Raw genomic sequence first — 25,671 nt, 5'->3', positions numbered from 1 at the left:
TCCAAACTGGAAGCAGGCTGCATGTGTTTTTGGATGCAGTAGATATATTACTTATTCTACTGTTCAGCCTCGTCTTTTTTTTCATCTATGAATCCTTTAATGCTTTCTTTGCGTCGGTGATTTTTATCTTCAATGGTTTGCCTCTCATTTACTGAAAGTTCATCTGCATGTTCATCCAGGTAATTTTCTGCTTCCTGAATATTAGCTTGAGTCTGGTCGATATGCTCTTGCAAGTGCTCCTCATTATCTGCGCGATTATCCGGTTTAGCCAAAGGTATCCCTCCAATTGAATTATTACTGCCAATGTATATTGACCTAAAACGCAGGATTCTATGCATCAATATCAAATTCAGATCGGAATAGCCACATATCATCAACTCCACGACGAACTTGAATTTCGCAATCTTGCTGTTATATTCGATTATCCGTACCTATCGAGCCTGGTGAGGTATATTATTAGTACAAGTGTTTAATCCTTGAATACATATACTGGGGGAGAGCTGCTTGGGAACCGTTACAACGAAGTATTTTGAATATGGACAAGAAGAAATGGATTACCTGCAGCGTGTGGACCCAACGCTTGGAGCAGCGATGGCGCGTATGGGCAAGGTGGAACGTGTCATCATTCCCGATCTGTTTGCGGCCCTCGTCCATGCCATTGTTGGTCAGCTCATATCAGCTAAGGCCGTCCACACAATTTGGGAAAGAATGCAGGATCAATTTGGAGAAATGACTCCGCATCATATGGCGATTCAGACTGCCGATAATATCCAAAAATGCGGGATGACGATGAAAAAAGCCGTATGTATCCACGACATCGCGCAAACGATTGCGCAGGGAGCCTTAAATTTGGAAGAGCTGTATGACTTGCCAGATGCAGAGGTCATCAAGAAGCTGACGGTGTTAAAGGGAGTCGGTAAATGGACCGCCGAAATGCTGCTCATCAATAGTATGGAGCGTCGCGACATTGTCAGTTGGGGCGATATAGCGATACGTCGTGGTATGATGAAATTGTATGGCTTGGATACTTTGCACAAAGAGCAATTTGAGCAATTCAGCCTTCGATATTCGCCTCTGGGCTCAGTGGCTTCCATCTACTTGTGGGCAATTTCATTTGAATAGACAGAGGAGGGTTAAGATGGAGACCACAATCAAGGAGCAATTAATTGAATTAGCTGAGGAGAAGTACCAAAAGTTTACTGCGGCATTGATTCCGAATATTAATAATGTTTTGGGTGTACGGCTCCCAGAGCTGCGCAAGCTGGCCAAAATGATAGCAAAAGGCGATTGGCGAACCTATTTGGAGCAGGCTGATAGTGAATACTTTGAAGAAGTTATGCTGCAGGGAATGGTCATTGGCTATATACAAACGGACAGTGCCGAATTTCTGCGTTATGTAGCTGATTTTGTGCCGAAAATTGATAATTGGTCCGTATGCGACAGTTTTTGTATAGGGCTTAAGTTTACTTTGACAAATAAAGAAATTATGTGGAATTTTGTGCAGCCTTATTTATTGTCGAAGCACGATTACGATATACGATTCGGTGTGGTGATGCTGCTGGACTATTATATTGAAGAAGAATATATCAGTAGAGTTCTAGAACTGTTGGACAGCATCAAGCATGAGGGATACTATGTGAAGATGGCGGTTGCCTGGGCTTTATCGATTTGTTATGTGTTGCTCCCAGAACCGACAATGATCTATCTGAAAAGCAATTCACTGGATAAAATGACGTACAACAAAGCGCTGCAAAAAATTACAGAGTCCTACCGGGTGGATCAGGAAACCAAAAGTTTGATTCGCAGCATGAAGCGCAAATAAAATAACAGCGTAATCATAAGCTCGTTCCTATATATTAAGGCTCAAAGCCCTTCTGGCTTACATAAATCTGATCCTCGGGAAAAACCTGCTTCAATCGATCATAGACAATTTGATAGGCTGCTGGGCCATACCATTCCTCCATACCGATTTGTTCATACTTGGCCTGAATGCCTAAATTCCGTGTTCGCTTTCCGCCGCTGCCGTCTCCCATAAAATAATCGTCCAGACAGACGCGATCCACCAATGGCTTCAGCAGCTGTGGAAATGCTTCACTGCTCGGCAGCATGGGAGCGATAGTGGCTTGTGTTGGTACTCCCGCGTCAGCCAATAGCTGTAGCGTCTTTAATCGGGCGGCAATAGGCGGGGCATCAGGGGAAAAATATTTACGGATATCCTCCAGATCCGTTTCTATGGTCATACTGACACGGACCTTCTCGCCAAGACGCAGCAAAAGATCTATATCTCTACGAACCAAGGGACTCCGAGTTTGTACGAACACAAAGTCGGGTGGTTCACTGACCATGACTTCCAATAAAGATCGGGTTATTTGTTCTTTATGCTCAATGGGCTGATAAGGATCCGTACTCGATGACATGAAGATGGTGACCGGTCCTTTGTTTTTGGCTCTTACCAGCTCTTTTTGAAAAACATTGGCTGCCCCTTGCTTGATATCGACCCACGTTCCCCACTCAGCGCCGCGAAAGGTAGAGACCGGCATTTGCCGAACGTAGCAGTAAGAGCAGCCAAAGGTACAGCCCGTATAGGGATTGAGTGAATGGCTATAGCCTGCAAGAAAACCAGTCCCTTTGTTCAGCAGCGTTTTTGGATGTTTGTATAAGTATTCGGTTTTCATAAGCATACTCCAAACCATTTATTTGGCATCATGAAAAATGATCCCCAGACTGAATCTTGTTCCTGATTTAACCGTGCTGACTCCATGCCGCAGCGTGGTTCTATAATAACCTCGTGTTCCTGATACCGGACGATGCTGGGTGGGGAAAATCAGTGCTTCTCCCTGCTCCAGCGTGATGACGTGACCTCGGCTCTGTGCCCGTGGACGCTGCTCTACCAATAGAAACTCCCCGCCTGTATAATCTTTTTCTCGTTGATTCAGGGCAAACACGGCCTGAAAGGGAAAGAACACACTCCCATACAAATCCTGATGCAGACAATTGTATCCACCTGCTTCATATTTCAAAATCAATGGGGTTGAACGGGTCTGTCCCTCTGCATGGCATCGATCCAAAAATTCCGTTAGCGTTACCGGATATGCAGCCGTATCACCCAGCAGTCCAAGCCAGCGATTGGCTGTTTGAGCAAGCTGTGGGTACAAGCCCTCACGCAGCTGCTGCAGTAAAGTGGGGAGCGGGGCACCGTAATATTTGTATTCCCCGATCCCAAAACGGTACCTGGCCATATCAATGGTGCTGCGAAAGTGGTCCTGCACCTCATAGGTGTCGATAATTTCCTGGCATTCCGATTGATTTAACAGTGCGGGAAGCTTGACATATCCGTGCTCATCCAACGATTGCTGGAGTGTCTGCCAATCCAGACCTGCTGCGCGTTCAGCGAGATCATCAGGCATGCTGTAAGCCTTCTTCAGCCCGCATACCATCCTGCTCCAATTGCAGCAGCTTCGTTTTCATGTCCATACCTCCACGATATCCGGTTAAAGCCCCGCCTTTACCGATTACGCGGTGACACGGAACGGTAATCAGAACGGGATTGGCGCCAATCGCAGCGCCGACTGCGCGAACTGCGGCAGGTCTTTGGATCTGCTGAGCAATATCCGAATACGATTTGGTTTGTCCATAAGGAATGCTGCAGAGTGCATCCCAAACAGCCATTTGAAAAGGCGTTCCACGATAATCGCGGGGCATCGCAAAGTTTTTGCGTGCTCCGTTCAAATATTCGATGAGCTCTTCTACATAAGGCAGCAGCCTCTCATCATCACGAATTAATGTGCTTCCCGGAAAACGAGCGTGGGCCCAAACCGATAATTCTTCAAAGGGATGATTCTGTGAGCCAACAAAACATAGACCTTCAGATGTAGCTGCAATGTGCATGCTCCAATCCTCATGTGTGATTATGGTCCAATAAAGTGGTGAATTCGTGCTGTTTACCATTTTCAAATGCCTCCTTCATGTTATGTTGCTGCAATTGGCGGTAGCTTGCCGGAGTATGACCGGTTTTCTTTTTGAACAGCGTTATAAAATATGGCGTATTGGACAGGCCAACGTCCACGCCGACTTCACCAACGGGCTTATTCGAAGAAATCAGCTTCTCCTTGGCTTGATTTATTCGAACTTGCTGGATGTATTCAACGGGCGTTATCCCCTTGACTCTCTTGAATGTTCGATGCATATGGTAGGGACTGCCGTGACAGATAACAGCCAGAATTTCCAGCGATAAAGCCTCAGCATAGTTTGTATCGATGTATTCGGTCACCAGAGCGACCCATTCGTCATCAGGCAAGCGCTGGCCGGTTGGCTTGCATCGTTTGCATGGTCGAAATTTGGCGGACACCGCTTGCTGGGAAGTTCGAAAATAACCGACATTTTTTTTATTAGGTGGTCTGGACTTGCAGGAAGGTCGGCAAAAAATGCCTGTCGTTGTTACCGCGTAAAAAAATTGGCCGTCATAAGACGCATCGTTGGTAAGGATGGCTTGCCACATTTCCTCTGTTAATGCTTCTGGGTTTGGCATCGTTACTGGATCGTTGCTGCTGCGGGAAGACAGCTCCGCATTCTGCTGTATAGGCTTCACCAAATTTGTTCACCTCCATACACACAGTATAACCCCAAAAAGGAACGTTTGTACGTTTTACGGAATGTAACAGCAAGATAACGAAACTCATATCAAAATACATAGTTGGCTAGTTATTTGGTTGGTTGGGAAAAATCGATGAGCAGCGTTTCGCTGCTTTTTTCCAGCAGCATGGGAAATCGTCTTACCTTATCTGGGGCCAACTCTCTAACCTTGCTGTATACGGCGGCAGAAGCATAGGTGTGCTCTGAGTTCTCCAGGCATGCAAGCAGCTGTGCATGATCATGAATGCCAACAGCGTAGGGCTTAATGGAATGAAGTCCCGCTTCATGAACGCGCTTCGCCATCCATTGGCCTCCGGCTTTTCCAAGGCAAACAAAAGTAACAGGACTACCCTCTACTAATCTTGCAATTTCGAGAAATGTAGAGGTTTCGACCTGAGCCCCAATGATACACAGCTTGACCTCCTTTCCAGTGAGCAGTCGTTTGACCTGATCGTGATGGTTAAGAGTCGTTACGACCATAGCCGAAAACTCCAGTGCATCCGTAAGAATGGTATCAGATGATTCGATATCCTCCAGAAAGATGGTTTTCACCTCGGCTCCTGTTACCCGTCTGATCTCATTGCTGTAAAAAGGATGGTCATGCTCCTTACACTCTACAAACAGGAGCTTCCTGGCTGTAGTCTGTTCCGATATCTGCATTAATCCGTAAGCAAGGGAGGCCGTGAAAAACGCTTCGGCGTTGATCGATTTGAGCCGTACCTCTTCGATTGTACGCTCAAGTAATTCATGCATGAGCATTCTGCTGCGCCGCAGCTCGTCTGTCTGTGGATTATCCAGCACAAGCGTGCCGCGGCCTTTGTGCATCGAAACAATTCCTTCTTCCTGGAGATGATGATAGACCCAATTAATCGTATTTCGATTGAGTCCAAGCTGAGCAGCGAGCACATTAGTCGAGGGCAGCAGCTCTCCAGGGGAAATATGACCGATGCCAATTAACCATTTGAGCTGTTCTTTTACCTGTATATTCGCTTCCAATGCCACAGTCGGATCGATTGTTAATTTTATAGGATAATCCACGTATACAACCCCGTTTCACCAAAATCCATTAATTTGACACTACACAACCCATCACTTTTTTTCAACCTCTTATTGACAATCTTATCATAAATCAAGTATTTTAGATACTAAAGTTACACAGTTAAGTGGTTATTATATAATTCGATGAAAGCTGAGGTTATGGAGATGGGAAGCTTACTGATTTTTTTGCGAAAAATGAAGGGGGAGGGCCATTCGCCACTTGTTATTCACATACGTAACGTCATAATGGGATTTGTCGGGGGGAGCTTGACGATAGCAGCTCTGGCATGGTTAACAGATATGAATGTCGGTCTTTGGATCATGGCACCCTTTGGTGCGAGCTGTGTTCTCGCATTCGGTCTGTGGGATTCACCATTGTCGCAGCCGAGAAATATTATCGGAGGACATCTTATCTCCACGGTGACAGGATTAACGGTCAACCAATTTTTGGGACACGGCATTACGGCTATGGCACTAGGCGTTGGCTTGGCTATCAGCTTGATGATGCTTACACGAACTACACATCCTCCAGCGGGTGCTGATCCACTTGTGGTCATGATGAGCGGAAGCACTTGGTCATTTATTGTCTCACCCGTGCTTGTCGGTTCGATTGTGATCGTCTTGATCGCGCTCATCGTGAATAACCTGAGCCGACAACGGGCCTATCCTAGATTCTGGTGGTAGAAAGGAAAGTGAAGTTGAAACCTTCGATAAGAAACGGATATACGCTGGAAGTACTTTTTATTGCGGGTATAGTGGCTATCTCGTTTTCCGCCATTTTTATCAAGTGGTCCCAAGCTGAGGTGTCCGTCATCGCCATGTATCGGCTGTATTTGGCCAATTTGATGCTGCTCCCGTTTATATGGAAATACAAACAGGAAATTGCCCGCCTTACTCTCCGACAATGGGGTTTGCTAGTGGTAGCGGGCGCTGCATTAGGTTTGCACTTTTTATTGTGGATGGGCTCGCTCCGTTTTACAACTGTAGCCAGCTCTACCGTTATTTTGACTCTTCAGCCGATTGTGGTCATGCTCGGCTCCTTTTATTTCTTTCGTTTGCATGCCAATCGGGCGATGATCATCGGAATGGGGATTGCTCTTGCCGGATCATTTGCCATTGGGATCGGGGATTTGCGTTTATCTGGAGCTGCTTTGTATGGAGATATGCTGTCCTTTTTAAGTGTGATCGCGATATCCATGCATATGCTGTTGGGCAAGCAGTTACGAGAGCATATCAGTGCTTATGTGTACAACTTTTGGGTGTTTGCTTTTGCCGCGAGCTTGATTGCGTTGTATAACGTCTTCAATGATTTTTCATTCGGGGGATATGCTCAGAGTGAATGGGGCTTATTTATATTGCTGGCTTTGATTCCAACGCTATTTGGCCATTATTTATTCAACTGGTTGTTAAAATATATGAATGCTTCAGCCGTATCCATGGCGATTCTGGGTGAGCCGGTTGTCGCTTCGGTATTGGCTTGGCTGCTGCTTAATGAGAAGCTGACACTTTTTCAGTTGGGCGCAGGTCTGTTCATTTTGCTGGGAGTGTGGATATTCGTACGTTATGGCAAGGAAACGAATCGAGAATAAAGCTTGGGACCGAACAATCTAGTTCCCTACGCTGATGAAGAAATAACAGAGATAACTTCCGGTAATGTAATTGAAGCTGGAGGTTATTTTTTGTGCCGATATGACTATTTATAGACGTGTTTGGACTCCATTAAGGTCCAGAATCTTTGTGAAATAAGAACTATTTTTTAGGGACTTGCTGGAACGGATCACTGCCCACGTATATCGAAGCCATGAATAACAGGGTGGAAACAAAAAGCACGATCGGTTACAGGCAGATGCTTACATAAGGGTGTCAATCATAAGGGCTGGAGACGATCCCAGAGCAAGGATTATAAGGAATTCAATCAGGTTCGACTGCCGAAATTATTTAACTCCCGGAAAAGTAAGTTTGGACTTCGATCTTCCCGAATAGGAACGCTTATTAGATAAAATGGTTGAAATAAAATGGGAAAAAGGTCCTTGGTTTGGTTAAATGATGGCAAAAGTTGAATAGTTGACAAAATTAAACAAAAAAAATTATGATAAGGCCTACGTGTTTAGGCGGGTCAGCAATGGCTGCTATCATGAAAAAATATTCGGGTCGAAATATGAGGGTTGGAGGCAGTTGGTTTTGAGAAAAAAGTTAATGGTATTATCGATGTGTGTACTACTAGCCATTGTATTAAGCTCTTGCGGTGGCAAGCTCATGAAAGGTGTCAAAGAGGCAGCGGGTTCCATGAGCACAGCAAATGAGGTCAAGGATACGGAAAAATACAATTCGTACATAGCTTTAAGCAACTATATAACCCAATGGCTGGATAATATGTTCACCAGTTATTTCAAAGAGTTTGGCGTGGACGAGGAAATCGTCATCAAGAAAAATTTTAATGGATTTAACACCTTTCCCGTTCTCAAAGGGCATCAGGATGACTTGGATAAAGCATTAAATTATGCCTCCCAAAAGCCTGCTTATCAAGCTACCGATGATTCCGTTAAAGCACTGGCTCCCAAAATGAAGCAATTGCTGGTTACGATGGATGAAGCGCAAAGCTACTATAAGGCCAAATCTTACTCCGACGATCAATTTGCCAAGGGCAAAGAATTGCATCGCCAAATCGTGGCGCAGTATGGGGAATTCACTGACCTGGCCGATACGTTTTTTGCTGAATTTGTTGTCATTACTGCTCAAAAGAAGCAGGAGGATTTAGAGGCGTTAAAGAAAGAGGATCAATTAATTCGATACCATGCGATGAGTATTGTGTTAAAATCTCAAGAAATTCAAAAGGTATTTTATGCAGCCGATATTGACGACGACAATATTTTGGATCTGGATGTGAATGTTTACATAGAGAAATACAATCAGTTGACCGAACATATTAACAAATTCATGGAATATTCCAAAGATCAGGACAGGATTAAAAAGGAGAAAATATCCATTACGCCTGTGTTTACGCTTAACGTGGAGCAAGTCAAGGTCGCGGCTACGGATTTGAAGGAAATCCTCGAAAAGAAGGATACGACGATCAACAGCACGACCAAAGGTAAAGTGACCACCGGGGGCAAGAAGGTTCCATTGAAGGAATACAGCAAAAAGGTTTCCAATTTAACCAGTTCTTACAATACGATGATCGGTCTTCAAACGACAAAGTGAGGAAGCTATGCTTAGAAAAAGTGTCTTTATAATGATGATGGGTATCCTGTTATGTGCTCTTTTGACTTCCTGCGGCAAACTCAAAACAGTATTCAATGCTGCATCGAGCCTGCAATCAGAGGAGAGGCCGGAGATTGCTGAGAAATCGACCAAGCAGCCGGCAGTGACACCTGAACAGAAATATGCGGCGTATACGAATTTGGATATGTTTTTGACAGGTAAGCTGCAGGAATCATTGGATGCCTACACGGCAAAGTTTGGCGAGGCCGACGTATTCAAGGTTAAGAAAAACGATAACCTCTATATGGGTATCCTTGTGGATACGATGAATAAAAAGGAGCTGGACGAAAGCTTCGACTACGCCTCCAGGCAGCCTGCTATGGATGAAGTGGACCAGACTGTCAAGGAATTGAATCCGAAGTTCAAGGCGCTTATCGCGACCTTGGAAGAAGCCAACACCTATTACAAGTTAAAATCATACGTCGATGATGATTTTGTCAAGGGCAGGATCTTGCATCAAACGATCCATGAACAAACCGCTCAAATGAAGCCGCAGCTCGATCAGTTTATTACTGCATTTGAAGCCAAGCGAGCTCAGAAATTGCAAGGTGATCTGGATAGCTTCAAGCAAAAGGATTATATGATCCGATTGTATGCTTTAAGCTTTATGTTAAAAGCCGGGGAGATTCAAGACGAGCTCAACCGTCAAGGCATCACTTCAAACAATATGAAGGCATTAAATGAAGGTCCCATTAAAGATAAGTACAGCTTGCTGGTCGCAGATATGAATCAGTTTCTGGAATATGTAAAGGATACGGAACGGATCAAGAAGGAGGGGTTGAATACCAACTTCACCCCTGTCGAGGTATATAAATCCAGGATCATACAGCTTAAGGCGTCAGCTACCGACTTATTGGCTAGAGCCGAGGAAGCCAGGAATGACTTGAGCTCATCCAAAAGCAAATTTACGAAGCAAAATAAAGACGGAACACCGGAAAATTACAGTAAAAAGCTAAAAGAGGCATGGTCCGATTATATGAAGATTAAGTAAATAATCCGAGATTTATTGCCCAGAAGACTACCATAAAAGGCTTTGCTACAGCGACTGCTTCTCCATAAGGGGGAGGCGGTCGTTGTCTTTTTTCGGTAATCTTGTAGAATAGAAGCATTGTAGAATAGAAGCATTGTAGAATAGAAGCATTGTAGAATAGAAGCAAGAATAAGGTCAATCCACAGCAGAGATAGGATGAAACAGTTATGGCCAAACAGGCAAAGGTCAGTCACTATATCATAATCAAGGAAAGTCTCGATAAGCTGATGAAGAGTGGGGAGCTTAAGGTAGGAGATCGTCTGCCTGCAGAGATAGAGCTAGCCCAGCAGTTCCAGGTGAGCCGGGAAACGGTTCGCTCTGCGATGAAGCAGCTGGAGCAGGAAGGCAAGCTCGATGTGCGAAAAGGCGTTGGGCGCTTTGTGAGGCAGCCTTTAAGCTCCATTGCAAGCAGTATCGACCGATTCAGCTCGACCGAGGAAATTATCCGCTCAGCGGGATTGGTGGAAGGTCAGCTGGAGCAGTTTATTCGGACGGAGCCTTGCAAGGAGGAATGGGCTTCTTTGTTGAAAATTCCAGCAGGTAGTCCTGTGATCATTAATGAGCGGACCCGTACGGCCAATGATGAGCCGGTTGCCCATAATATTAATATTATGCCGCTTGCCTTAGTGGAGCAGGCTTTTCAAAAGACTCCTCTTACAGGCTCCTTGCTGCGATTTCTGGAAGCAGAATGCGGAATTCGATTAACAGGAACCCATACGGAGCTGGTCGTTCCTCATCATACCGATCCGGTATGCCGCAAGCTGCAAGTGAAACCGGACACAACGGTGCTGATGATGAAGCAGCTCCATTACGACCAGCAGCATATGCCTGTACTATTTTCGTATGATTATTTTCGCAATGATGTGTTTCAGTTCTGGGTGAACCGACGAAGATAACGATAGCCATAGCCGTGATCTTAATAATTTCTTCGTATAAAGATGACATACCGTTAACAAGTCCTCCCTATAATAAGAATTGAAGATGTCTAGACAGCAGCTTCAATAATCCGAAAAGGGTGGGGAATATGAAGAAAATAATGAACGTGCTGTGCGCACTGACGTTCACGGCGATCGTGACGGCAGGCTGCGGATCGAATACTACTGCAACTGGCACTCCTGCTAATGGAACGAATACGGCTCCGAGTGGTACTCCTGCTGTCACGAATGGAACGAATACAGCAGCTCCTGCTGCGGCTGCACCGAAGAAATATGAAATCAATCTGGCAACAGCCGGCGATACGAACATGACCGATCTGCAGGAAAAAAATGTAGTCGGCGAGTTTCAAAAGAAATATTCCGGTTCTCAGGTTCGCGTTGTCAATTCAGGAGCAGGAGATGGCGGAACCCAAAAAATATTCGAGAAATTAAAGGCGCAAAAAGATGCCGGGAAGACGGAGTGGGATATCGATCTCGCGATTGTACATCAAAGCGGCATGCAGCAATTAATCGATAATAATCTTTTGGAGAAATGGGTGCCGCAATCAGCCAACAAGGAATTCGTAGTTTCCCCCGATAGCAAGAACAGCCTGGGCACCAATGTGGAGGGTTATGTCATTCCGCTGTTCCACAGTCAGGTTGCCTTTGCCTACAACCCCGATAAAGTCAAACAATTCCCTGCTAATTTTGAAGAGCTTACCGCGTGGATCAAAGCGAATCCCAAACGTTTCGGATATAACGGCATCCAAAACGGGGCTAGCGGAGTTGCTTTTGCCACCGCTTATACATACTGGAAATCAGGCGATTACAAAGCATTGAGTCAAGGCCCATTCGATGCAGCATTGGAGCAAAAGTGGCCAGCTATTATGAAAGAGCTTAAAGCACTTCCTGTTACCTATACGAATGGTAATAATGGGACACTGGATATGCTGAACCGCGGCGAAATCGATATGGGACCCGTGTGGGTGGATATGTTCAACCTCTGGGTGGATGAAGGCCGTATGAATCCCAATTATGGTCTGAAAATCGTCGATCCCGGCATGCCTGGCCAACCGATGTACGTGGTTATTCCCAAAAATGCTAAAAATAAAGAGGCGGCTATCCTGTATGCCGATCTGCTGACTTCCCCTGAGATTCAAACCAAAGTCATCGTGGAGAAAAATAGCTGGTACCCGGGTATTGACGCATCCGCCATACTTCCAAAGGTGAGTGAAGCGGGCAAGAAAAAACTGTTCAAGGATATTACAGCAGATGACCTGAACAAGCGAGGCCAGTCGTTCCCGATAAACACTTACTTTGATCATCTGAAAACCGCATATGAGAAAAACTAATTCTCCTTCCCTTGTCTTCTGGCATAAAACAGCAGGAGTGGGACTCGCCACTCCTGCTATTGCCGTTGTCGCGCTGCTTTTTGTATATCCGTTTGTGCTTTCCTTCATTTCCAGCTTGCGCTCACAGGAAGATGTCTGGACATTTGCCAATTATGTCGAGGCTTTCACCTTATATGGCGGCGATTTGGTATTTACCTTATGGGTTTGTCTGGCGAGTCTTGCTTTATTAATCGGAATTTCTGCGATGATCGGCGGCTTTTTGCGATTGGGTGCCTATCCTGTACTGGAATTTATATTCAAAATTCCATTATTTGTCCCGTTCGTTGTTGTCGGGCATGCGATGCGTGTATTTCTGGCGCCGCATGGTACGCTCAATTCAGCGATTGCAGTAACAGGCTTGTTTAATCCGGATATGCTGCCATCCTTTGCTTTTACTACGCTGGGTCTCATCGCCGCTTTGGTTTGGAAAAACCTTGGTTTGGCATTGCTTTTAGTGCTTGGCGGCTTTCGCTCCGTAAATGAAGGCATGCTGGAAGCAGCTAAAGGAATGGGAGCAGGCAAGCTTAGGCTGATCTGGCATTTTCTCGTACCGATGAATAAGAGCAGTATCGGAGTTATGGCGGTGCTGACCTTTACCTCCATGCTCGGCTGCTTTTCGATACCTGCGATGCTGGGCAACGCGGGGGGCCAGCAAATGCTGATGATGGATTTGTACCATCAAAGCGTCTATCAGCATAATTACGGATTGGCGAATGCAATAGGTGTCCTTACCTACGTGGCTTCTATGGGAGCTGCCATTTATTATTTAAAGGGGTTGTCGAAGAAATGAACAAATCCATTTCGGTAGCGGCTTCTAACGGTTCGCTGGGTCTGACAGACCGAAAAGCGCCTTTTGCCCGTATGACACGCCGTCTGTTGATTTATGCGGTGTCGATATTTTTCATTTTTGGTCCTCTATCCAGCCTTATTCTATGGTCAGTCGCAGAAAAGTGGTTCTGGCCTCACCCGTTCCCGAGCGCTTGGGGCTTCAAATATTGGCACCAAGTATTCGAGGGTAAAATGCTCTCCTCGCTGGGCTTAAGCTTTGTTATTGCAATTAGCGTCACCTTGATCTGTCTGGTGCTAACCGTACCGTTATCGTATCTGATTGCTCGTAATCGGCTTCCGTTAAAGCATTTCATCCTATTGCTGTTTTTACTTCCGCAGGCGTTTCCTCAGCTTCCGGTGTTCACGAATGCGATGGTTATTATGTATCGTTATGATCTTGTTGGTACGCTGTCCGGTCTGATTCTGATTCATCTGGTCGGTGCGATCGTATTTTCCGTATGGACATTGGTATCCGTATTCCAATCTGTTGCAGAATCGATGGAAGAGGCCTCCTATATGCTGGGTGGCGGAAAAGTGTACACGTTTTTTCATGTGGTGCTGCCGATGGCGGCTCCAGGAATCATCGCGGGCTCCTTATTGGTTTTTTTGTATTCGTTGGACGAATTTACGGGCAGCTTGTTAATTGGCGCGCCTTTTCATATTACGATGCCTGTCTTCATGTATAATGCTGCGAATGGCTACGAGATGCAGGTGGCATCAGTAACTTCGGTGCTGCTGATGGTGCCGGGAATCGTGTTGTTGTTTGTTCTACAGCGGTTTATGCGTTCAGAATATTTGGCTGCATTCGGGAGGGTTTAAGATGGGCATTACCATTCAAGGCTTGAATAAGCGGTACGGTAAAAAGAGGGGGATTACTGACATCAACCTGCAGCTGCCTGTTGGGGGATTAACGGCTATTGTTGGACCAAGCGGTTGTGGGAAAACGACGCTATTAAGGACGCTTGCCGGATTCCTATCGGCAGATGAGGGCCGTATTTTATTTGGCTCCCGAGATGTGACCCATACTACACCTCAGCAGAGGAAGGCGGCCATGGTTTTCCAGCATTATGCCCTTTGGCCGCATATGAGCGTTTTCGATAATGTCGCCTACGGTCTTAAGCTGCAAAAGGTAACCAAGCAGGATCGCGAAACCCGGGTGCGTGAGGTGCTGGAGAGGGTAGAGATCGATACGTCGGACGTGGCTGCCAGGTATCCGCAGCAATATTCCGGTGGACAGCAGCAGCGAATTGCTTTGGCCCGGGCTCTGGTGGTTCAGCCTGAGGTGCTGTTGCTGGATGAACCGTTATCCAACCTGGATGCGAAGGTTCGTCAGAGGCTTCGGGTCGGCATACGGAGCATTCAGCAATCTTTTGGCATTACAGCGGTCTATGTCACTCATGATCAGGAAGAAGCCTTATCCATGGCAGACTACGTTATTGTGATGAACGAGGGTCGGGTAGAGCAAGCGGGAACACCGGAGGAGATTTACCGGCAGCCCTCGACTTATTTTACGGCTCAATTTCTAGGTGAAAGTCACACGCTTTCGCTGTATCATCAAGGCAGGGTGCAAAAAGTCGTCATTCGCTCTGGCGAAGCGAGGATTGAACCAATCGTTGATGCGGAGCAGCACGAACACAAGGCACGACAGGCCCAACAGGCAGGAGAAAGCAAGCAGCAGGTATGGGGGCAGGATGAGTATTATGTAATGGAAGGCGTAATTTGCCATCATCTGTTTATGGGCTCATATTACCGTTATATGGTAGAGATTGAAGGCCAACCGATATTTGTTGATGATGATGCTTTTCTTCAAGCAGGTCCTTGTTTCGTGAAGATCCCTCAAGTGAAGTCTTATTGGTTTGACTTATAGAGGTACTTCTAGCTGATGTATACCTTGTATTAGAGGAGGTTTGATATGTATGCGATTGAATGTGATGGGTGACTTGCATTATTGTTTCATGGAAAATGGTACTGTGGAAATGCTGGAGGCCAGAGATAAGGTATATGCGGACATACTCGAACATTTCGTACGAGAGGATTCACAGTTCCATATTTCCATAGGTGACCTAACGCATGAAGGAATGCCAGAAGAGTTTGACTATGTTTTCAATCGGATTAACAACGATGGACGCAGCCTTATCCATGTACTTGGCAACCATGACACTTATTTGCTGCCCAAAGCTGAGGTTGTGGCGATTACCAAGCAGCAGCGATACCATGCCATTGATAGTGAAGAGGCTCTGCTGCTTTTTCTGGACACGACGAAAGAAATGAACCGGGATGATTGGGGCGGAGAAATAGATGCGGAACAGCTGGAGTGGCTGCAAGCCAAGCTCGAAGAGTCAGGAAATAAACCTGTGCTTGTGTTCGCTCACCATCCCGTATATGGCACAACTGCGCGATCAACCGAGGAAAAGATGTCGATTGATCCGCAAGTGAATATGATAGAGGTCCTGAATAAGAAACAAGGTCCCGGCTTCTATTTTTGTGGACATAACCATGTGAATTCGATCGTGCAGCAGGAGGGGTGGTATTTTATTCAGACCGCGGCCTGCCTGGATGTCCCTGCTTATCGGAGAGTTGAGCTTAATGAAAAAGAGATTTACATTGAGCTGATTACGATTGACCAGACCGATTTAGCCGATCATATTGAACTTTTTATTACGAAGATACCTGGCTTGACTCCTGTGCTGGAGGCATATGGTGAAGAAGCAGACGGGTATTTACGCGTTGTATTCAGCGATAACTGATTTCCATGCAGGGTGTGTATTCAGAACCATAATAAAATGAGAAGACATGCAGCAATGCATGTTTTTTGCCAATTATAATATCAGAATTTCTAAGTTTTCAGCAGAGCTGAATATTCTTATGTTTCAAGAAAACCTACCTCTGAACCGCGGTCGCTCATCTTTGAAAGGCCTCGATAGAGGTTTTCTTATAAAATATATGCGATTGTGTGGTTTCTACCATCTTGCTGCCACATTAGCCCTTTATATTGAAGTTGTAAGAAACAATTTCAAAAAAAGAGGAGCGAATTCAATGAAAAAATCAATGATTAGTATAGGACTCATCAGCTCACTGGCTCTGACGATTTTTTGTGGGGCCGTGGTAGTAGCCAAGGATAATGCCGATAATGCGTCTACACCACCACCGCCACCGCCTTCCGCTCATCACCAAGAAGGTGCTTCCCCGACTAACAATGAGGCTCTGGAAGCCTATCAGCAGCAGTTGGCTGGCCAATCCGAAGCAATCCTGAAGACCGCAGCAGATTTGGCTATAAATACGGAAGGTTTGGAATTAAAGGACATCGTAAAAGCTATCGGCGACAAGGATCGAGATAAAGTTCACGAGCTTGGACTGACACCGCCTCCACGTCCCAAAGGTAAAGGTCATACATCCAACAAACCAAATAATATACCGGCTGAGCCTGGCATGGAGAAGCCAGCCCCACGTCCAGAGCGTGGTGAAGCACCAGGAACACAGGGTCCAGCAGACCCGGCTGGCGGAAATAAGCCAGCTCCTGTAGTTGGTGGCAGTAATCCTGAACAAGCTGCGAATTCAGTCGTTATATCTGGGGGATTTAGTACAGATCCACAGGACAAAGGTAGACCGGTTGTGCTTATAGCTGCGGCTCTTGGGGTTCCTACAGAGGTGTTCAGAGAAGCATTCAGCGGCGTGACACCTGCTGGATTGGATAGGGGTCCAACTGACGATGAAGCTCAACGAAACAAGGCAGCCTTACTTAAAGTACTGGCCCCCTATGGGATTACCAATGAGCGATTGGATGAGGTATCCAACTATTATCGCTATAACGGTAGAAATGGCGGAACATGGCCAAAGACTCAAGCGACGGCAACGGTTAATGTAACAGACGGTGTTGTGACCGGTGTGACGATTACGAATCCGGGATCAGGCTATTCTTCAAATCCAACGATCACCGTAATGGGACCGAATGGTAAAATAACGGCAACCGCTACTTTATCGTACACCAAAGATTTCACAACAAATGGAAGTATATCAGCTATTACCATTCAATAGTTGTGAAATAAGAAAACTTGGATATGGAATAAGGTTCTTGCCATCATTGATGACATGAACCTTATTCCATAATGTCAATAAGCTGCGATTTATAGCTCTTGCAATCGGCCTTTTGTGTTAAAATATTCAAAGACAGAGTTGCTTCATGACTCTCACGGTAGAAGGAGTCTTGCTATGAAAACCATCATGATTGTGGAAGATGAGCCCGCCATTTCTCGGGTGCTGTCTGCTTATATAAAAAAGGCAGGTTATGATTGTGTCGTCTTCAGTCGGGGCGATGAGGCAGTCGATCAGCTTGGAACCGTTCAGCCTGTACTGATCTTACTGGATGTGATGCTGCCGGGAATGGACGGATGGGAGGTACTTCGCGAGGTACGAAGCCGTAACGCTTGCCCTGTCATTATGTTAACGGCCAGAGGAGACATAGGTGATCGCCTTGCCGGGTTGAACAGCGGAGCCGACGATTATATGACGAAGCCGTTTGAGCCGGAAGAAGTCGTAGCCAGAATCCACGCTGTGCTGCGCAGACCTTCACATGCCTTGATTGCAGAGGATCAGAAGCATTACGGCAGTCTGAGAATCCATTTCAAGTCGCGAACTGTCTATTTGAACGGAGTAAGCTTGTCACTGACGCCCAAGGACTTGGCGGTGCTGCTTTTTCTAGCGGAGCATCCGAACCAAATCTTTAGTCGTGAGCAGCTCATCGAACGGGTATGGGGGATAGACTACGAGGGGAGCGACCGCGCGGTGGATCACGCCATCAAACGTCTGCGGCAGGCGCTGCTTCATATGTCTCCGGAAGAAGGTGAAATTCGGACACTGCGGGGAACGGGGTACCAGTTCTATGCCAACCAGACAACCTAAACGAAGCACGCTGCTCCGATACTGGACGCTGCGTTATGTTCTGACTTTATTTATCGGTTTGCTCATCATTGGAGTCGCATCGGTTTTGTGGCTTCAGCATGAAGCTCTGACCAGTCGATTGGACAATATCCAGAACTTTTCACAACAGGCAGCGGATTATGTTACAAGCGATAACGGGCAAATTGTCATACCCGAGCAGTTCTATAAGTGGATTGATCTGAACCAAAGAAAATACAAGCTTCCCGGACAATTCGGTTTAACGGTATTCAACCAATCGGGCAGTGCATTGTTCTATAAATCTGCACCTCTCGATGCGGGACCACCCGCTCAAGAAGGCGGGAATCCGCCGCCCCCACCCCCCATGCCTAATACGGGGCAACTGGCTGCACCCTCAAACACCCCGAACAATATGCCAGGAGCTTCTGGAGCTGATCCGGCTTTTCCATCTCCACCGCCACTTGCAGACCGGGTCATTGTGAGCAATATCGGCAACCAATATACGATTGTTACCCCTATCTACAGATCGAATTCGGTTATTGGATCGATCGCCGTTTCTTATGCCAAGATAGAGCTAACCGATATTAGCCAGCAGTATGGATTGATCACCTCTCTGCTCCTCATATCAGGATTGCTCGGCTGGCTCATCCTTTATTTGCTGCTGCGTAAATTATCACAACCCATATATGCGGTTGTGAATGCATTTAAACAAATCCAATCGGGCAATTACACGTTGATGCTGCAGGACAACGTCAAGGAGCAGGAGATTCATGAGCTTCTGGTCTACTTTAATGCTATGGCTGCAAGGCTGGAGCAATTGGAGCATTTGCGCACAGAGCTGCTGGCCGGGGTAACTCATGAGCTGAGAACACCGGTTACCTCGATACGAGGTTTATTGCGTGCGATTCAAGATCAAGTCGTAACCGCAGACGAGGCCGATGAATTTCTCGATATTTCGCTAAAAGAAACGCAGCGCTTGGAACGGATGGTATCGGACTTGCTGGATTTCAATGCTTTTGCATCCGGTCATGTACGTAATCAATCGGAAGCCATCGATCTGGGCAAGCTGTTGGGAGAAATCGTATATCAATGGAGCCTGATCCACCAAGAAGACGATCTGGAAATACGGTTCGATATACCCAATCGTGAGCTGATTTCCCGTGGTGATGCCGGACGTATTCAACAAATTATTGTTAATCTGCTAAATAACAGCTGGCAAGCAGCCAAAGGGCATTGTATCATTTCGGTCTCCTTACAGGAATATTCGAGCGTGATGTATGAGGTTCAGGTAGCGGATAACGGTTCTGGCATACCGGCCGACGAGCAAGTCAACATTTATGAACGATACTACCGAGGATCTAACAAAAAGCTTGCAGTGCGCGGTTTGGGCCTAGGGCTTACGATAAGTCAGATGCTGGCGACTGCGATGGACGGTAAGCTGATCCTCAAGGACAGCTCATCGCAGGGAACGACGTTTCAGCTCCTGCTTCCTCGGGCTTCGTAATAAATAAGGGGCCGTCTCCAGATTGTTCTGAAGACGGCCCCTGCAATATAAGTAAGAGTTCAAAATGTCGCCTTTCAGCACCGAGAATGTTGCAAGAAGGTGAAGAAGGAGGAGCAGAGTTTAGGCAAACCTAAATGAGCACCGCACTTCGATCCTGAATGCAAGATTCGATGCCGAGTAGGCTTCCAGTGAGACCTCGTGATCAAAGGGGACTTTTTGAACTACCTCTATAAGTGTTATTTGAGATGATTCAGGATTCTAAATATAATGGCAGCCACCTCTGCCCTTGTTGCTTTGCCGTTAGGATTAATCATATTGTCGCTGCCTTCGATAATCCCTGCTTTTACAAGCGAAGCGATACTCTCGACCGCATAATCGGCAATACTTGAAGCATCTGTAAAAGCTTGCAAATCGTTGATCGTTCCTTTTGCAATTACATGTTGAGTCGTGTTTAAAGCTCTTGCAATAAGTACCATCAAATCTTGTCTGCTAATAGCCTCACTCGGAAGATATTTATTGTCGCCAACCCCGTTTGTAATCCCGAGAGCTTTCGATATCCCCAGTGCTTCATAGAAATAATCGTCTTTTTTGACATCATCAAAGTTGGAGGTAAACGCTGCTTTTAAACCCAATGCTCTTACCAGCATCGTCAAGATATCGGCCCTCGAAATGTTTTTGCCTGGATCGAAGGTTTGATCCGAGGTTCCATTCACAATCCCTTTGCTTGCTAGAGCTTGGATGGCTTCTTGCGCCCATGAATAGCCGATCAAATCTTTGAAAATAGGCTGTTGGTTTGCAGTTGGGTCAGGCTGCTTGGTTTCATCTGCTGGGGTATCCGTTGGCGTGGTTACAACAGTGGTTCCGCTCGGACTACTACCACTGCCACTGCTGCCACTGCTGCTGTTGCTGCGATACCGCACGGTTACAACAGCTGTACCCGCTGCCAGACTACCATCCTGTGCCGCGGCTGTAATAATGGCATTTCCTCTGTTAACGGCTGTCACAGTTCCGTCGTCGCTAACCGTAGCGACAGAGGCATCGCTGGTGCTCCAGACTAAGGCTTTAGAGCTTGTATCGTCAGGAGATATGGTAGCCTTCAAGACAGCTGTTTGGCCTGCAAGTAGGTTAAGCTCACTTGGGTCCAAGGAGACTTTTGCTGCCGCGATTTTAACTTCTACGGCAGCTGTTGCCTTGATGCTGCCATCCAGTGTCTGTACCGTAATAACGGCGGATCCTTTGCCTACAGCCGTTACGATTCCATCGCTAACCGTTGCGACATTGGCGTCGCTTGTATCCCAGATCAAAGATGTAGAGCTTGAATCGCCAGGAGATACGGTAGCCTTCAATACAGCTGACTGTCCAGCAAATAAGCTGATTTCACTTGGGTCTAAGGAAATTTTTACTGCCGCGATTTTAACTTCTACGATAGCGGTTGCCTTTATAGCGCCATCAACTGTTTGTACCGTAATAATGGCATTTCCTTTGTTCACGGCTGTCACAGTTCCGTCGTTAACCGTAGCGACATTGGGATCACTGGTACTCCATACCAAGGTTTTGGAGCTTGTGTCGTCAGGAGATACGGTAGCCTTCAATACAGCTGTCTGTCCAGCAAATAAGCTGAGCTCGCTCGGGTCCAAGTTGATGGTTGCTGCGGCAATCTTAACTTCTACGGTAGCTATTGCCTTCAAGCCGCCATCCAGTGTTTGCGCTGTAATAACAGCCGTCCCTTTGCCTGAAGCCGTTACGATTCCATTACTGACCGTAGCGACATTAGCATCGCTGGTACTCCACAGTACGGTTTTGTTACTTGCGTTGCTTGGAGATACGGTAGCCTTCACTATGGCAGATTGGCTTTTCACCAAGCTAATCGTATTATTATCCAATGACACGCCAGTTGCTGCGACGGCTGAGCTATCATTGTAGAAATACGCTTTTAGTGAAGGTTTAAAGACGGGCAGCATCTCACTTGTAATTCCTGCAGGCAATCGGGTTTCATCTACCGTGCCATTTAAATTATTACTAATATACGTGTTTAACTTATAATTCGTTTTTACTGCATTCAGGTCCCAATTAACAGGCAGGTCTACATAAGGCAATGTGGCATTCGCTGCACCTTTCTCGTAAGTCAGGTATGCTTTAATAGTGGAAGGCAGAATAGCCTTGATCGCACTATCCGAAGCGGTATTGATGTTGAATGAGGCAGGGACGGCAATGTCACGGTCGATGCTCTCATACTCGCGAACAAGCTTGTTAGCCGGATTTGTCCAATCGCCTTGCTTAATCCAGTCCTCGGTCAATCTGGAGAACACAATATTTTTGTAAGAAGCTAAGGATTCTCCTGAAGCGTTACGATCATCTCCCGTAAAAAAACGGCTAAACGTAACGAGGATATCTCCATTCTTACCTTGTGTCACCGCAGGATAATGATAGCTTCCTAAATTCGCTCTCGTATCGATAACCAGATGTCTTCTGTATTTCCAGGTTTTACCTTCATCATCGGATAGCGCTACAGCCAATGTGTTTCTGGTTGATTCCGTATCCACATGGACAAACACCCAATTGCCGTTTTTCAGCTGAAGCAAATCGTGGCCAACGCCTGGGTCCTGCAGCTCGGCGACATCTTTGGCAATGGTCCAAGTAAACCCGCCATCCTTGGATTCCGCATACAATACTCGATAAGGTCGCGGACCATTATCTCTCATATAGGCTACCAAGGTTCCGTCCTTTCTTTGGGCCATCGTAGCCTGAATGTTGGCGACGCCTACAATGGGCTCGCTAAATTCCCAGTGAATAGAATTGTCCTCCAGCGGTTGAGCGGGATTATATTCCGTGATCGCCATGATGCTGGTCTCCATGGTATCGGAGTATAACGGCAAGATCATACGCACCTTGCCTCCATCAAGTGGAATCACATAAGGCTTATCCTTGGTTTGCCAGCCAATACGGCGGGCGAGAGGATATCCTGAGCGACCTTTCCAGATCGAATCGGCCACGGTTGGAGCATATAAATATTTGTTCGGGTCCCCACCAGACAATTGCATCACTTCTGTTACAAGCGCATCGAACTCGGCACCCTTCACCCTTTGACTTACACCGGCTCCGCCTTGTTCAATGGGCTTAAAAATGTATGCTTTTTGCTCTTCAAATTTTGCCTTTAGCGTGTTGACGAACCCTTTTTGCAATCGGGGACTGATATAATCATCGGGGCTATTCGGATTAACCACATCCCCAATATTCATCCCTATTTTTACATTAATCACTTCGGAAAAAGTCCATACCGGCTTCTTGTTACCGATTTGATCATACTCATAACTTCCTTTTTCGGCATACGCATATCGGGTTTGTGAGGTCGACCATTTGCCTGCGAGCACAGGGTACCAAAAGAACCACAGCCGATCTCCGGAATCCATATAAACAACAGGATTAATATCAGCTATCCCTTGTGCATCCTCCACGACAAACGGAGTTTTCCACGTTTTCCCACCATCCAATGATCGGGCTCCCATAATTCTTGTCGTTGTCGCATCCCGCTCACCGTTGCCTTGAAACCATACCGAAAGCAGCTCTCCATTGGGCAGTTCCACAATACTGGAGCCATGAACATGATCGCCGGTATCGCCACTATCTTTCACGGGATCGAAAATGTTGGTAACCACATCTTCAACCTTCAGAACGCCGGCATTAGCCGCATATACGGGAATACTTGTTACAGCTAGCATGAAACATACAACAAGTAGTGAAAACAGCGTAATTCTTCTATTCATTATCATTACCCCTTTGAAATTAACTTCACAGAAATGGGTCATAAGGTCCCAACGGATACGAGACATTTATAGATAGTTCCATATTTTCTGCTTACAACGGTAATCAGTGCCGTGCCTGTTTTCTTGGCGATTACGTTACCTGCGCTGTCTATTGTTGCAACAGAGGTATCATCTGAGCTCCATGTCATTCCACCATCTGTTTTAACATCGCCATCCACAGTTAAAGTAAAGGTCAACTGCTTGGAATTACCGACTACGGGAAGGTTCAGCTTATTATTGATCACAGGCTGTTGTGCCCCATAGGTAGCATTGATGACGGAACCAAACAATTTCTCGATCTCAGGGGCTTCTGTTCTTGCGAAACCCATAACCTCAAACTTCGGAGAAGACGAGCTCAGTGAGTAGGTCATTAATGCATTGCCCAATTTGTCGACTAATACTCCCGGATATTGGTAGGTTTCATTCGTCGTAGGGTCAGATTCCATCAGGATGGACTTCCAGCTCTGTCCTTCATCCTTGGACAGCAGCAAGCTGTAGGTGCTTCTATGACCGCTTTGCTGAGCATCCCGCTTCGTTTCTTGATTGGTAGCTGCCAGCCAGTCGCCATTCGGAAGCTTGGCCACTTCGAAGCCTCCATCGTTTTTCAGATATGGATCTACAACAGGCACTCCCCAGGTAGCTCCACCGTCTTTGGATTCTGAATAAGTAGTATGCCAGGCAAGCCGCCCGTTTTTGCCATCGAGCTTACCGCTTCTAAAATAGGCGCGAATATGATCATTTTTTAACTGAATCAACGATCCTTGAATGGTACCTGACCCCACGATAGCATCGCTTATTTGCCAGGTTTCTCCGCGATCATCCGTATACACAACAACGGAATTGGACAAAGAATCGGAATATAACGGAAGTATCAATCGGGTTTTATTATTGTATTGAATTTCGATAGGTTTGTTTTTGGTTTCCCAGCCAAGTCTGCTGTAGGTCGGATTCCAGGGGCTAATATCATTATCTGCACCGGAAGCGCGCTCAATCGATTTTTGGATAATAGGGGGCTCGTATTTGGAATAGGTTGCACCTGATACTGTATAAATCCCATTTTGCAGCGAGTTAATAATTTCCTGGGTTCTTCCTGTGTACACATCATCATAAGGCTTATTCGTCCGCAAATATTGAATATATTGTTCATATTTCCGTTTCATAGAGACGACAAAGCTGTCTGTCACATACCGTTTATCACTTGAGTTAAACCACGAGGTAACCTCGACATATTTGGATGGATCCAGGTAGGTAGCTGCTGTAACCTGGCTCGGACTTAATGATTTGATTTCTGAGCCTTTGACCCTGTAAGTCCACTGCCCATTTGAATAGGAGCCTTTTCCTGACATGGCATCCCCAACATTCATATAAATCGTCTGTGGATAATGCCACTTGGGATTTCCTCCCGAGCGGTTCGTATACTCATAGCTGCCAATATCGGCATACATATATTTAGGCTGTGCAGATACCCATTGACCATTGAGCACGACGTTATAAAATAGCCATAGTCTTGACTGCTGGTCCACATAGACGACAGGATTAATATCAGGAAAATCGTGAGTATCATACACATCAAAAGGAGGCGTCCAGGTCTTCCCACCATCTTTGGACCTCGCTCCCATGATCTTGGTGGTATCACCGTCTCTTTCACCGTCGCCACTAAAAAAAACCATAAACAAAGTGCCATCATGCAGCTCTACAATGGAGGAACCATGGTTATGTTCGGTTGCAATGGGGCTGGAAGCTGGGAAAATTTGCGTTCTGGTGATCCCTTGCAGGGGATCGGTTGGAGCAGCAGATGCAATTGCGGACATCATCAGGCTGAAAGTCATCATAAAACATAGCATGAGAACAAAACGCTGTTTACATTTCATTGTGCTGAACTTCCTTTCATTCAAAGGTTTACTTAATTCAATATGAACTGGACCATGCCGTGGACAAGCTGTTCCCAACCCCCTTCAATTCCCATTTTAATTCCGAGAGGCTTTTGCGACGGCGTATTCTTAATAAGCCCTGAAATCAACGGGATTCCGTTCCATTCAAAGCTTCTATTAAGTAAAAATCAGGTTCAGCAGATGTTGCTAATACGATTAGCTAATACGTTTTTTCAATAGATTTATTCTATTTTAAAAGCGCTTTCATGTCAATTCATTTTGCTCGATTTGATTCGACAAACTCTAACAATATAACTGATTTTTCCTTGTTTATAAACGTACTATGTTGAAGTTACTTACGACCTATATAGGGTTGTATCGTTGGTCCTGGATGGAACTTCCAGATATGACTATTTGAACTCGCAGGTCCTATATTCAGCTCGATTTGGATCAAGTAAATTAGAGGAGGAGATGTAAACTCGATAAAAATAAAATTGTGCGAA

The 25,671-nt window shown here is 46.0% G+C and carries 23 protein-coding genes; 15 read left to right on the top strand and 8 right to left on the bottom strand.

Annotated elements, in window-relative coordinates; genetic code table 11:
* Positions 1-56 precede the first annotated feature (56 nt).
* Entirely contained in the window at positions 57-272 is a 216-nt protein-coding gene (gene tlp, locus BK127_RS26265) for a small acid-soluble spore protein Tlp (protein WP_076234494.1), read from the bottom strand.
* 232 nt (positions 273-504) lie between these two features.
* On the opposite strand from tlp, the gene BK127_RS26260 reads away from it, so the two are divergent.
* Complete coding sequence (locus BK127_RS26260; RefSeq protein WP_076234493.1) at positions 505-1,122, top strand: DNA-3-methyladenine glycosylase family protein; 618 nt, start codon at positions 505-507, stop codon at positions 1,120-1,122.
* A gap of 16 nt (positions 1,123-1,138) precedes the next feature.
* Complete coding sequence (locus tag BK127_RS26255) at positions 1,139-1,822, top strand: DNA alkylation repair protein (protein WP_076234492.1); 684 nt, start codon at positions 1,139-1,141, stop codon at positions 1,820-1,822.
* Between the two features lie 34 nt (positions 1,823-1,856).
* On the opposite strand, the gene BK127_RS26250 is transcribed toward BK127_RS26255, so the two are convergent.
* The 5 genes from BK127_RS26250 to BK127_RS26230 form a co-directional block, all read right to left on the bottom strand.
* Complete coding sequence (locus BK127_RS26250) at positions 1,857-2,675, bottom strand: SPL family radical SAM protein (RefSeq protein WP_076234491.1); 819 nt, start codon at positions 2,673-2,675, stop codon at positions 1,857-1,859.
* A gap of 18 nt (positions 2,676-2,693) precedes the next feature.
* Positions 2,694-3,407, bottom strand: coding sequence for a 2OG-Fe(II) oxygenase (locus BK127_RS26245; protein ID WP_076234490.1), 714 nt, complete (start codon positions 3,405-3,407; stop codon positions 2,694-2,696).
* Positions 3,400-3,948 carry a methylated-DNA--[protein]-cysteine S-methyltransferase gene (locus BK127_RS26240; RefSeq protein WP_076234489.1) on the bottom strand — a complete coding sequence of 183 codons (549 nt, stop codon included), beginning with the start codon at positions 3,946-3,948 and terminating at the stop codon, positions 3,400-3,402. Before BK127_RS26240 ends, BK127_RS26245 begins: the two co-directional genes overlap by 8 nt.
* Positions 3,899-4,528 carry a bifunctional transcriptional activator/DNA repair enzyme AdaA gene (locus BK127_RS26235; protein ID WP_076234678.1) on the bottom strand — a complete coding sequence of 210 codons (630 nt, stop codon included), beginning with the start codon at positions 4,526-4,528 and terminating at the stop codon, positions 3,899-3,901. Before BK127_RS26235 ends, BK127_RS26240 begins: the two co-directional genes overlap by 50 nt.
* Positions 4,529-4,701: 173 nt before the next feature.
* Complete coding sequence (locus BK127_RS26230) at positions 4,702-5,670, bottom strand: GntR family transcriptional regulator (RefSeq protein ID WP_076234488.1); 969 nt, start codon at positions 5,668-5,670, stop codon at positions 4,702-4,704.
* 195 nt (positions 5,671-5,865) lie between these two features.
* On the opposite strand from BK127_RS26230, the gene BK127_RS26225 reads away from it, so the two are divergent.
* The 13 genes from BK127_RS26225 (at position 5,866) to BK127_RS26165 (ending at position 19,494) form a co-directional block, all read left to right on the top strand.
* Positions 5,866-6,354 (top strand): HPP family protein, encoded by a 489-nt coding sequence (locus BK127_RS26225; RefSeq protein WP_256711460.1) that lies wholly within the window; start codon positions 5,866-5,868, stop codon positions 6,352-6,354.
* 14 nt (positions 6,355-6,368) lie between these two features.
* On the top strand, positions 6,369-7,259 hold the full coding sequence (locus BK127_RS26220; protein WP_076234675.1) for a DMT family transporter: 891 nt from the start codon (positions 6,369-6,371) through the stop codon (positions 7,257-7,259).
* 592 nt (positions 7,260-7,851) lie between these two features.
* Positions 7,852-8,871 carry a YiiG family protein gene (locus BK127_RS26215; protein ID WP_076234486.1) on the top strand — a complete coding sequence of 340 codons (1,020 nt, stop codon included), beginning with the start codon at positions 7,852-7,854 and terminating at the stop codon, positions 8,869-8,871.
* Positions 8,872-8,902: 31 nt separating this feature from the next.
* Complete coding sequence (locus BK127_RS26210; protein WP_076234485.1) at positions 8,903-9,922, top strand: DUF3829 domain-containing protein; 1,020 nt, start codon at positions 8,903-8,905, stop codon at positions 9,920-9,922.
* A gap of 206 nt (positions 9,923-10,128) precedes the next feature.
* Complete coding sequence (locus BK127_RS26205) at positions 10,129-10,857, top strand: GntR family transcriptional regulator (RefSeq protein WP_076234484.1); 729 nt, start codon at positions 10,129-10,131, stop codon at positions 10,855-10,857.
* A gap of 128 nt (positions 10,858-10,985) precedes the next feature.
* Complete coding sequence (locus BK127_RS26200; RefSeq protein ID WP_076234483.1) at positions 10,986-12,227, top strand: extracellular solute-binding protein; 1,242 nt, start codon at positions 10,986-10,988, stop codon at positions 12,225-12,227.
* The gene (locus tag BK127_RS26195) at positions 12,214-13,056 is read left to right on the top strand and encodes an ABC transporter permease (RefSeq protein WP_076234482.1); all 843 of its coding nucleotides are present in this window, start codon (positions 12,214-12,216) and stop codon (positions 13,054-13,056) included. The genes BK127_RS26200 and BK127_RS26195 overlap by 14 nt, the downstream gene beginning before the upstream one ends.
* Positions 13,053-13,913, top strand: coding sequence for an ABC transporter permease (locus BK127_RS26190; RefSeq protein ID WP_083689593.1), 861 nt, complete (start codon positions 13,053-13,055; stop codon positions 13,911-13,913). The genes BK127_RS26195 and BK127_RS26190 overlap by 4 nt, the downstream gene beginning before the upstream one ends.
* A gap of 1 nt (position 13,914) precedes the next feature.
* Positions 13,915-14,961, top strand: coding sequence for an ABC transporter ATP-binding protein (locus tag BK127_RS26185; RefSeq protein WP_076234481.1), 1,047 nt, complete (start codon positions 13,915-13,917; stop codon positions 14,959-14,961).
* A gap of 49 nt (positions 14,962-15,010) precedes the next feature.
* A complete protein-coding gene (locus BK127_RS26180) occupies positions 15,011-15,841 on the top strand; it encodes a metallophosphoesterase family protein (RefSeq protein WP_076234480.1) in 831 nt (276 codons plus the stop codon).
* 289 nt (positions 15,842-16,130) lie between these two features.
* Positions 16,131-17,129 (top strand): hypothetical protein, encoded by a 999-nt coding sequence (locus BK127_RS26175; RefSeq protein WP_144026560.1) that lies wholly within the window; start codon positions 16,131-16,133, stop codon positions 17,127-17,129.
* A 174-nt stretch (positions 17,130-17,303) separates the two neighbouring features.
* On the top strand, positions 17,304-17,993 hold the full coding sequence (locus tag BK127_RS26170) for a response regulator transcription factor (RefSeq protein WP_076234478.1): 690 nt from the start codon (positions 17,304-17,306) through the stop codon (positions 17,991-17,993).
* The gene (locus BK127_RS26165; protein WP_076234477.1) at positions 17,974-19,494 is read left to right on the top strand and encodes a sensor histidine kinase; all 1,521 of its coding nucleotides are present in this window, start codon (positions 17,974-17,976) and stop codon (positions 19,492-19,494) included. The genes BK127_RS26170 and BK127_RS26165 overlap by 20 nt, the downstream gene beginning before the upstream one ends.
* A 236-nt stretch (positions 19,495-19,730) precedes the next feature.
* On the opposite strand, the gene BK127_RS26160 is transcribed toward BK127_RS26165, so the two are convergent.
* Positions 19,731-23,258 (bottom strand): Ig-like domain-containing protein, encoded by a 3,528-nt coding sequence (locus BK127_RS26160; protein ID WP_076234476.1) that lies wholly within the window; start codon positions 23,256-23,258, stop codon positions 19,731-19,733.
* Positions 23,259-23,296: 38 nt separating this feature from the next.
* Entirely contained in the window at positions 23,297-25,168 is a 1,872-nt protein-coding gene (locus BK127_RS26155; RefSeq protein WP_076234475.1) for an exo-alpha-sialidase, read from the bottom strand.
* Between the last annotated feature and the right edge of the window lie 503 nt (positions 25,169-25,671).

It is taken from the genome of Paenibacillus sp. FSL H7-0331 (assembly GCF_001956045.1).
This window is presented reverse-complemented; position numbering and strand designations above follow the sequence as displayed.

Excerpts from the sequence above, each read along its gene's own strand:
- BK127_RS26200 (WP_076234483.1), top strand. The coding sequence starts at position 10,986 with ATGAAGAAAATAATGAACGTGCTGTGCGCACTGACGTTCACGGCGATC.
- BK127_RS26245 (WP_076234490.1), bottom strand. The coding sequence starts at position 3,407 with ATGCCTGATGATCTCGCTGAACGCGCAGCAGGTCTGGATTGGCAGACA.
- BK127_RS26175 (WP_144026560.1), top strand. The coding sequence starts at position 16,131 with ATGAAAAAATCAATGATTAGTATAGGACTCATCAGCTCACTGGCTCTG.
- BK127_RS26185 (WP_076234481.1), top strand. The coding sequence starts at position 13,915 with ATGGGCATTACCATTCAAGGCTTGAATAAGCGGTACGGTAAAAAGAGG.
- BK127_RS26170 (WP_076234478.1), top strand. The coding sequence starts at position 17,304 with ATGAAAACCATCATGATTGTGGAAGATGAGCCCGCCATTTCTCGGGTG.
- BK127_RS26190 (WP_083689593.1), top strand. The coding sequence starts at position 13,053 with ATGAACAAATCCATTTCGGTAGCGGCTTCTAACGGTTCGCTGGGTCTG.
- BK127_RS26240 (WP_076234489.1), bottom strand. The coding sequence starts at position 3,948 with ATGGTAAACAGCACGAATTCACCACTTTATTGGACCATAATCACACAT.
- BK127_RS26155 (WP_076234475.1), bottom strand. The coding sequence starts at position 25,168 with ATGAAATGTAAACAGCGTTTTGTTCTCATGCTATGTTTTATGATGACT.
- BK127_RS26225 (WP_256711460.1), top strand. The coding sequence starts at position 5,866 with ATGAAGGGGGAGGGCCATTCGCCACTTGTTATTCACATACGTAACGTC.
- BK127_RS26235 (WP_076234678.1), bottom strand. The coding sequence starts at position 4,528 with ATGCCAAACCCAGAAGCATTAACAGAGGAAATGTGGCAAGCCATCCTT.
- BK127_RS26160 (WP_076234476.1), bottom strand. The coding sequence starts at position 23,258 with ATGAATAGAAGAATTACGCTGTTTTCACTACTTGTTGTATGTTTCATG.
- BK127_RS26205 (WP_076234484.1), top strand. The coding sequence starts at position 10,129 with ATGGCCAAACAGGCAAAGGTCAGTCACTATATCATAATCAAGGAAAGT.
- BK127_RS26180 (WP_076234480.1), top strand. The coding sequence starts at position 15,011 with ATGCGATTGAATGTGATGGGTGACTTGCATTATTGTTTCATGGAAAAT.
- BK127_RS26165 (WP_076234477.1), top strand. The coding sequence starts at position 17,974 with ATGCCAACCAGACAACCTAAACGAAGCACGCTGCTCCGATACTGGACG.
- BK127_RS26210 (WP_076234485.1), top strand. The coding sequence starts at position 8,903 with ATGATGATGGGTATCCTGTTATGTGCTCTTTTGACTTCCTGCGGCAAA.
- BK127_RS26255 (WP_076234492.1), top strand. The coding sequence starts at position 1,139 with ATGGAGACCACAATCAAGGAGCAATTAATTGAATTAGCTGAGGAGAAG.
- BK127_RS26195 (WP_076234482.1), top strand. The coding sequence starts at position 12,214 with ATGAGAAAAACTAATTCTCCTTCCCTTGTCTTCTGGCATAAAACAGCA.
- BK127_RS26250 (WP_076234491.1), bottom strand. The coding sequence starts at position 2,675 with ATGAAAACCGAATACTTATACAAACATCCAAAAACGCTGCTGAACAAA.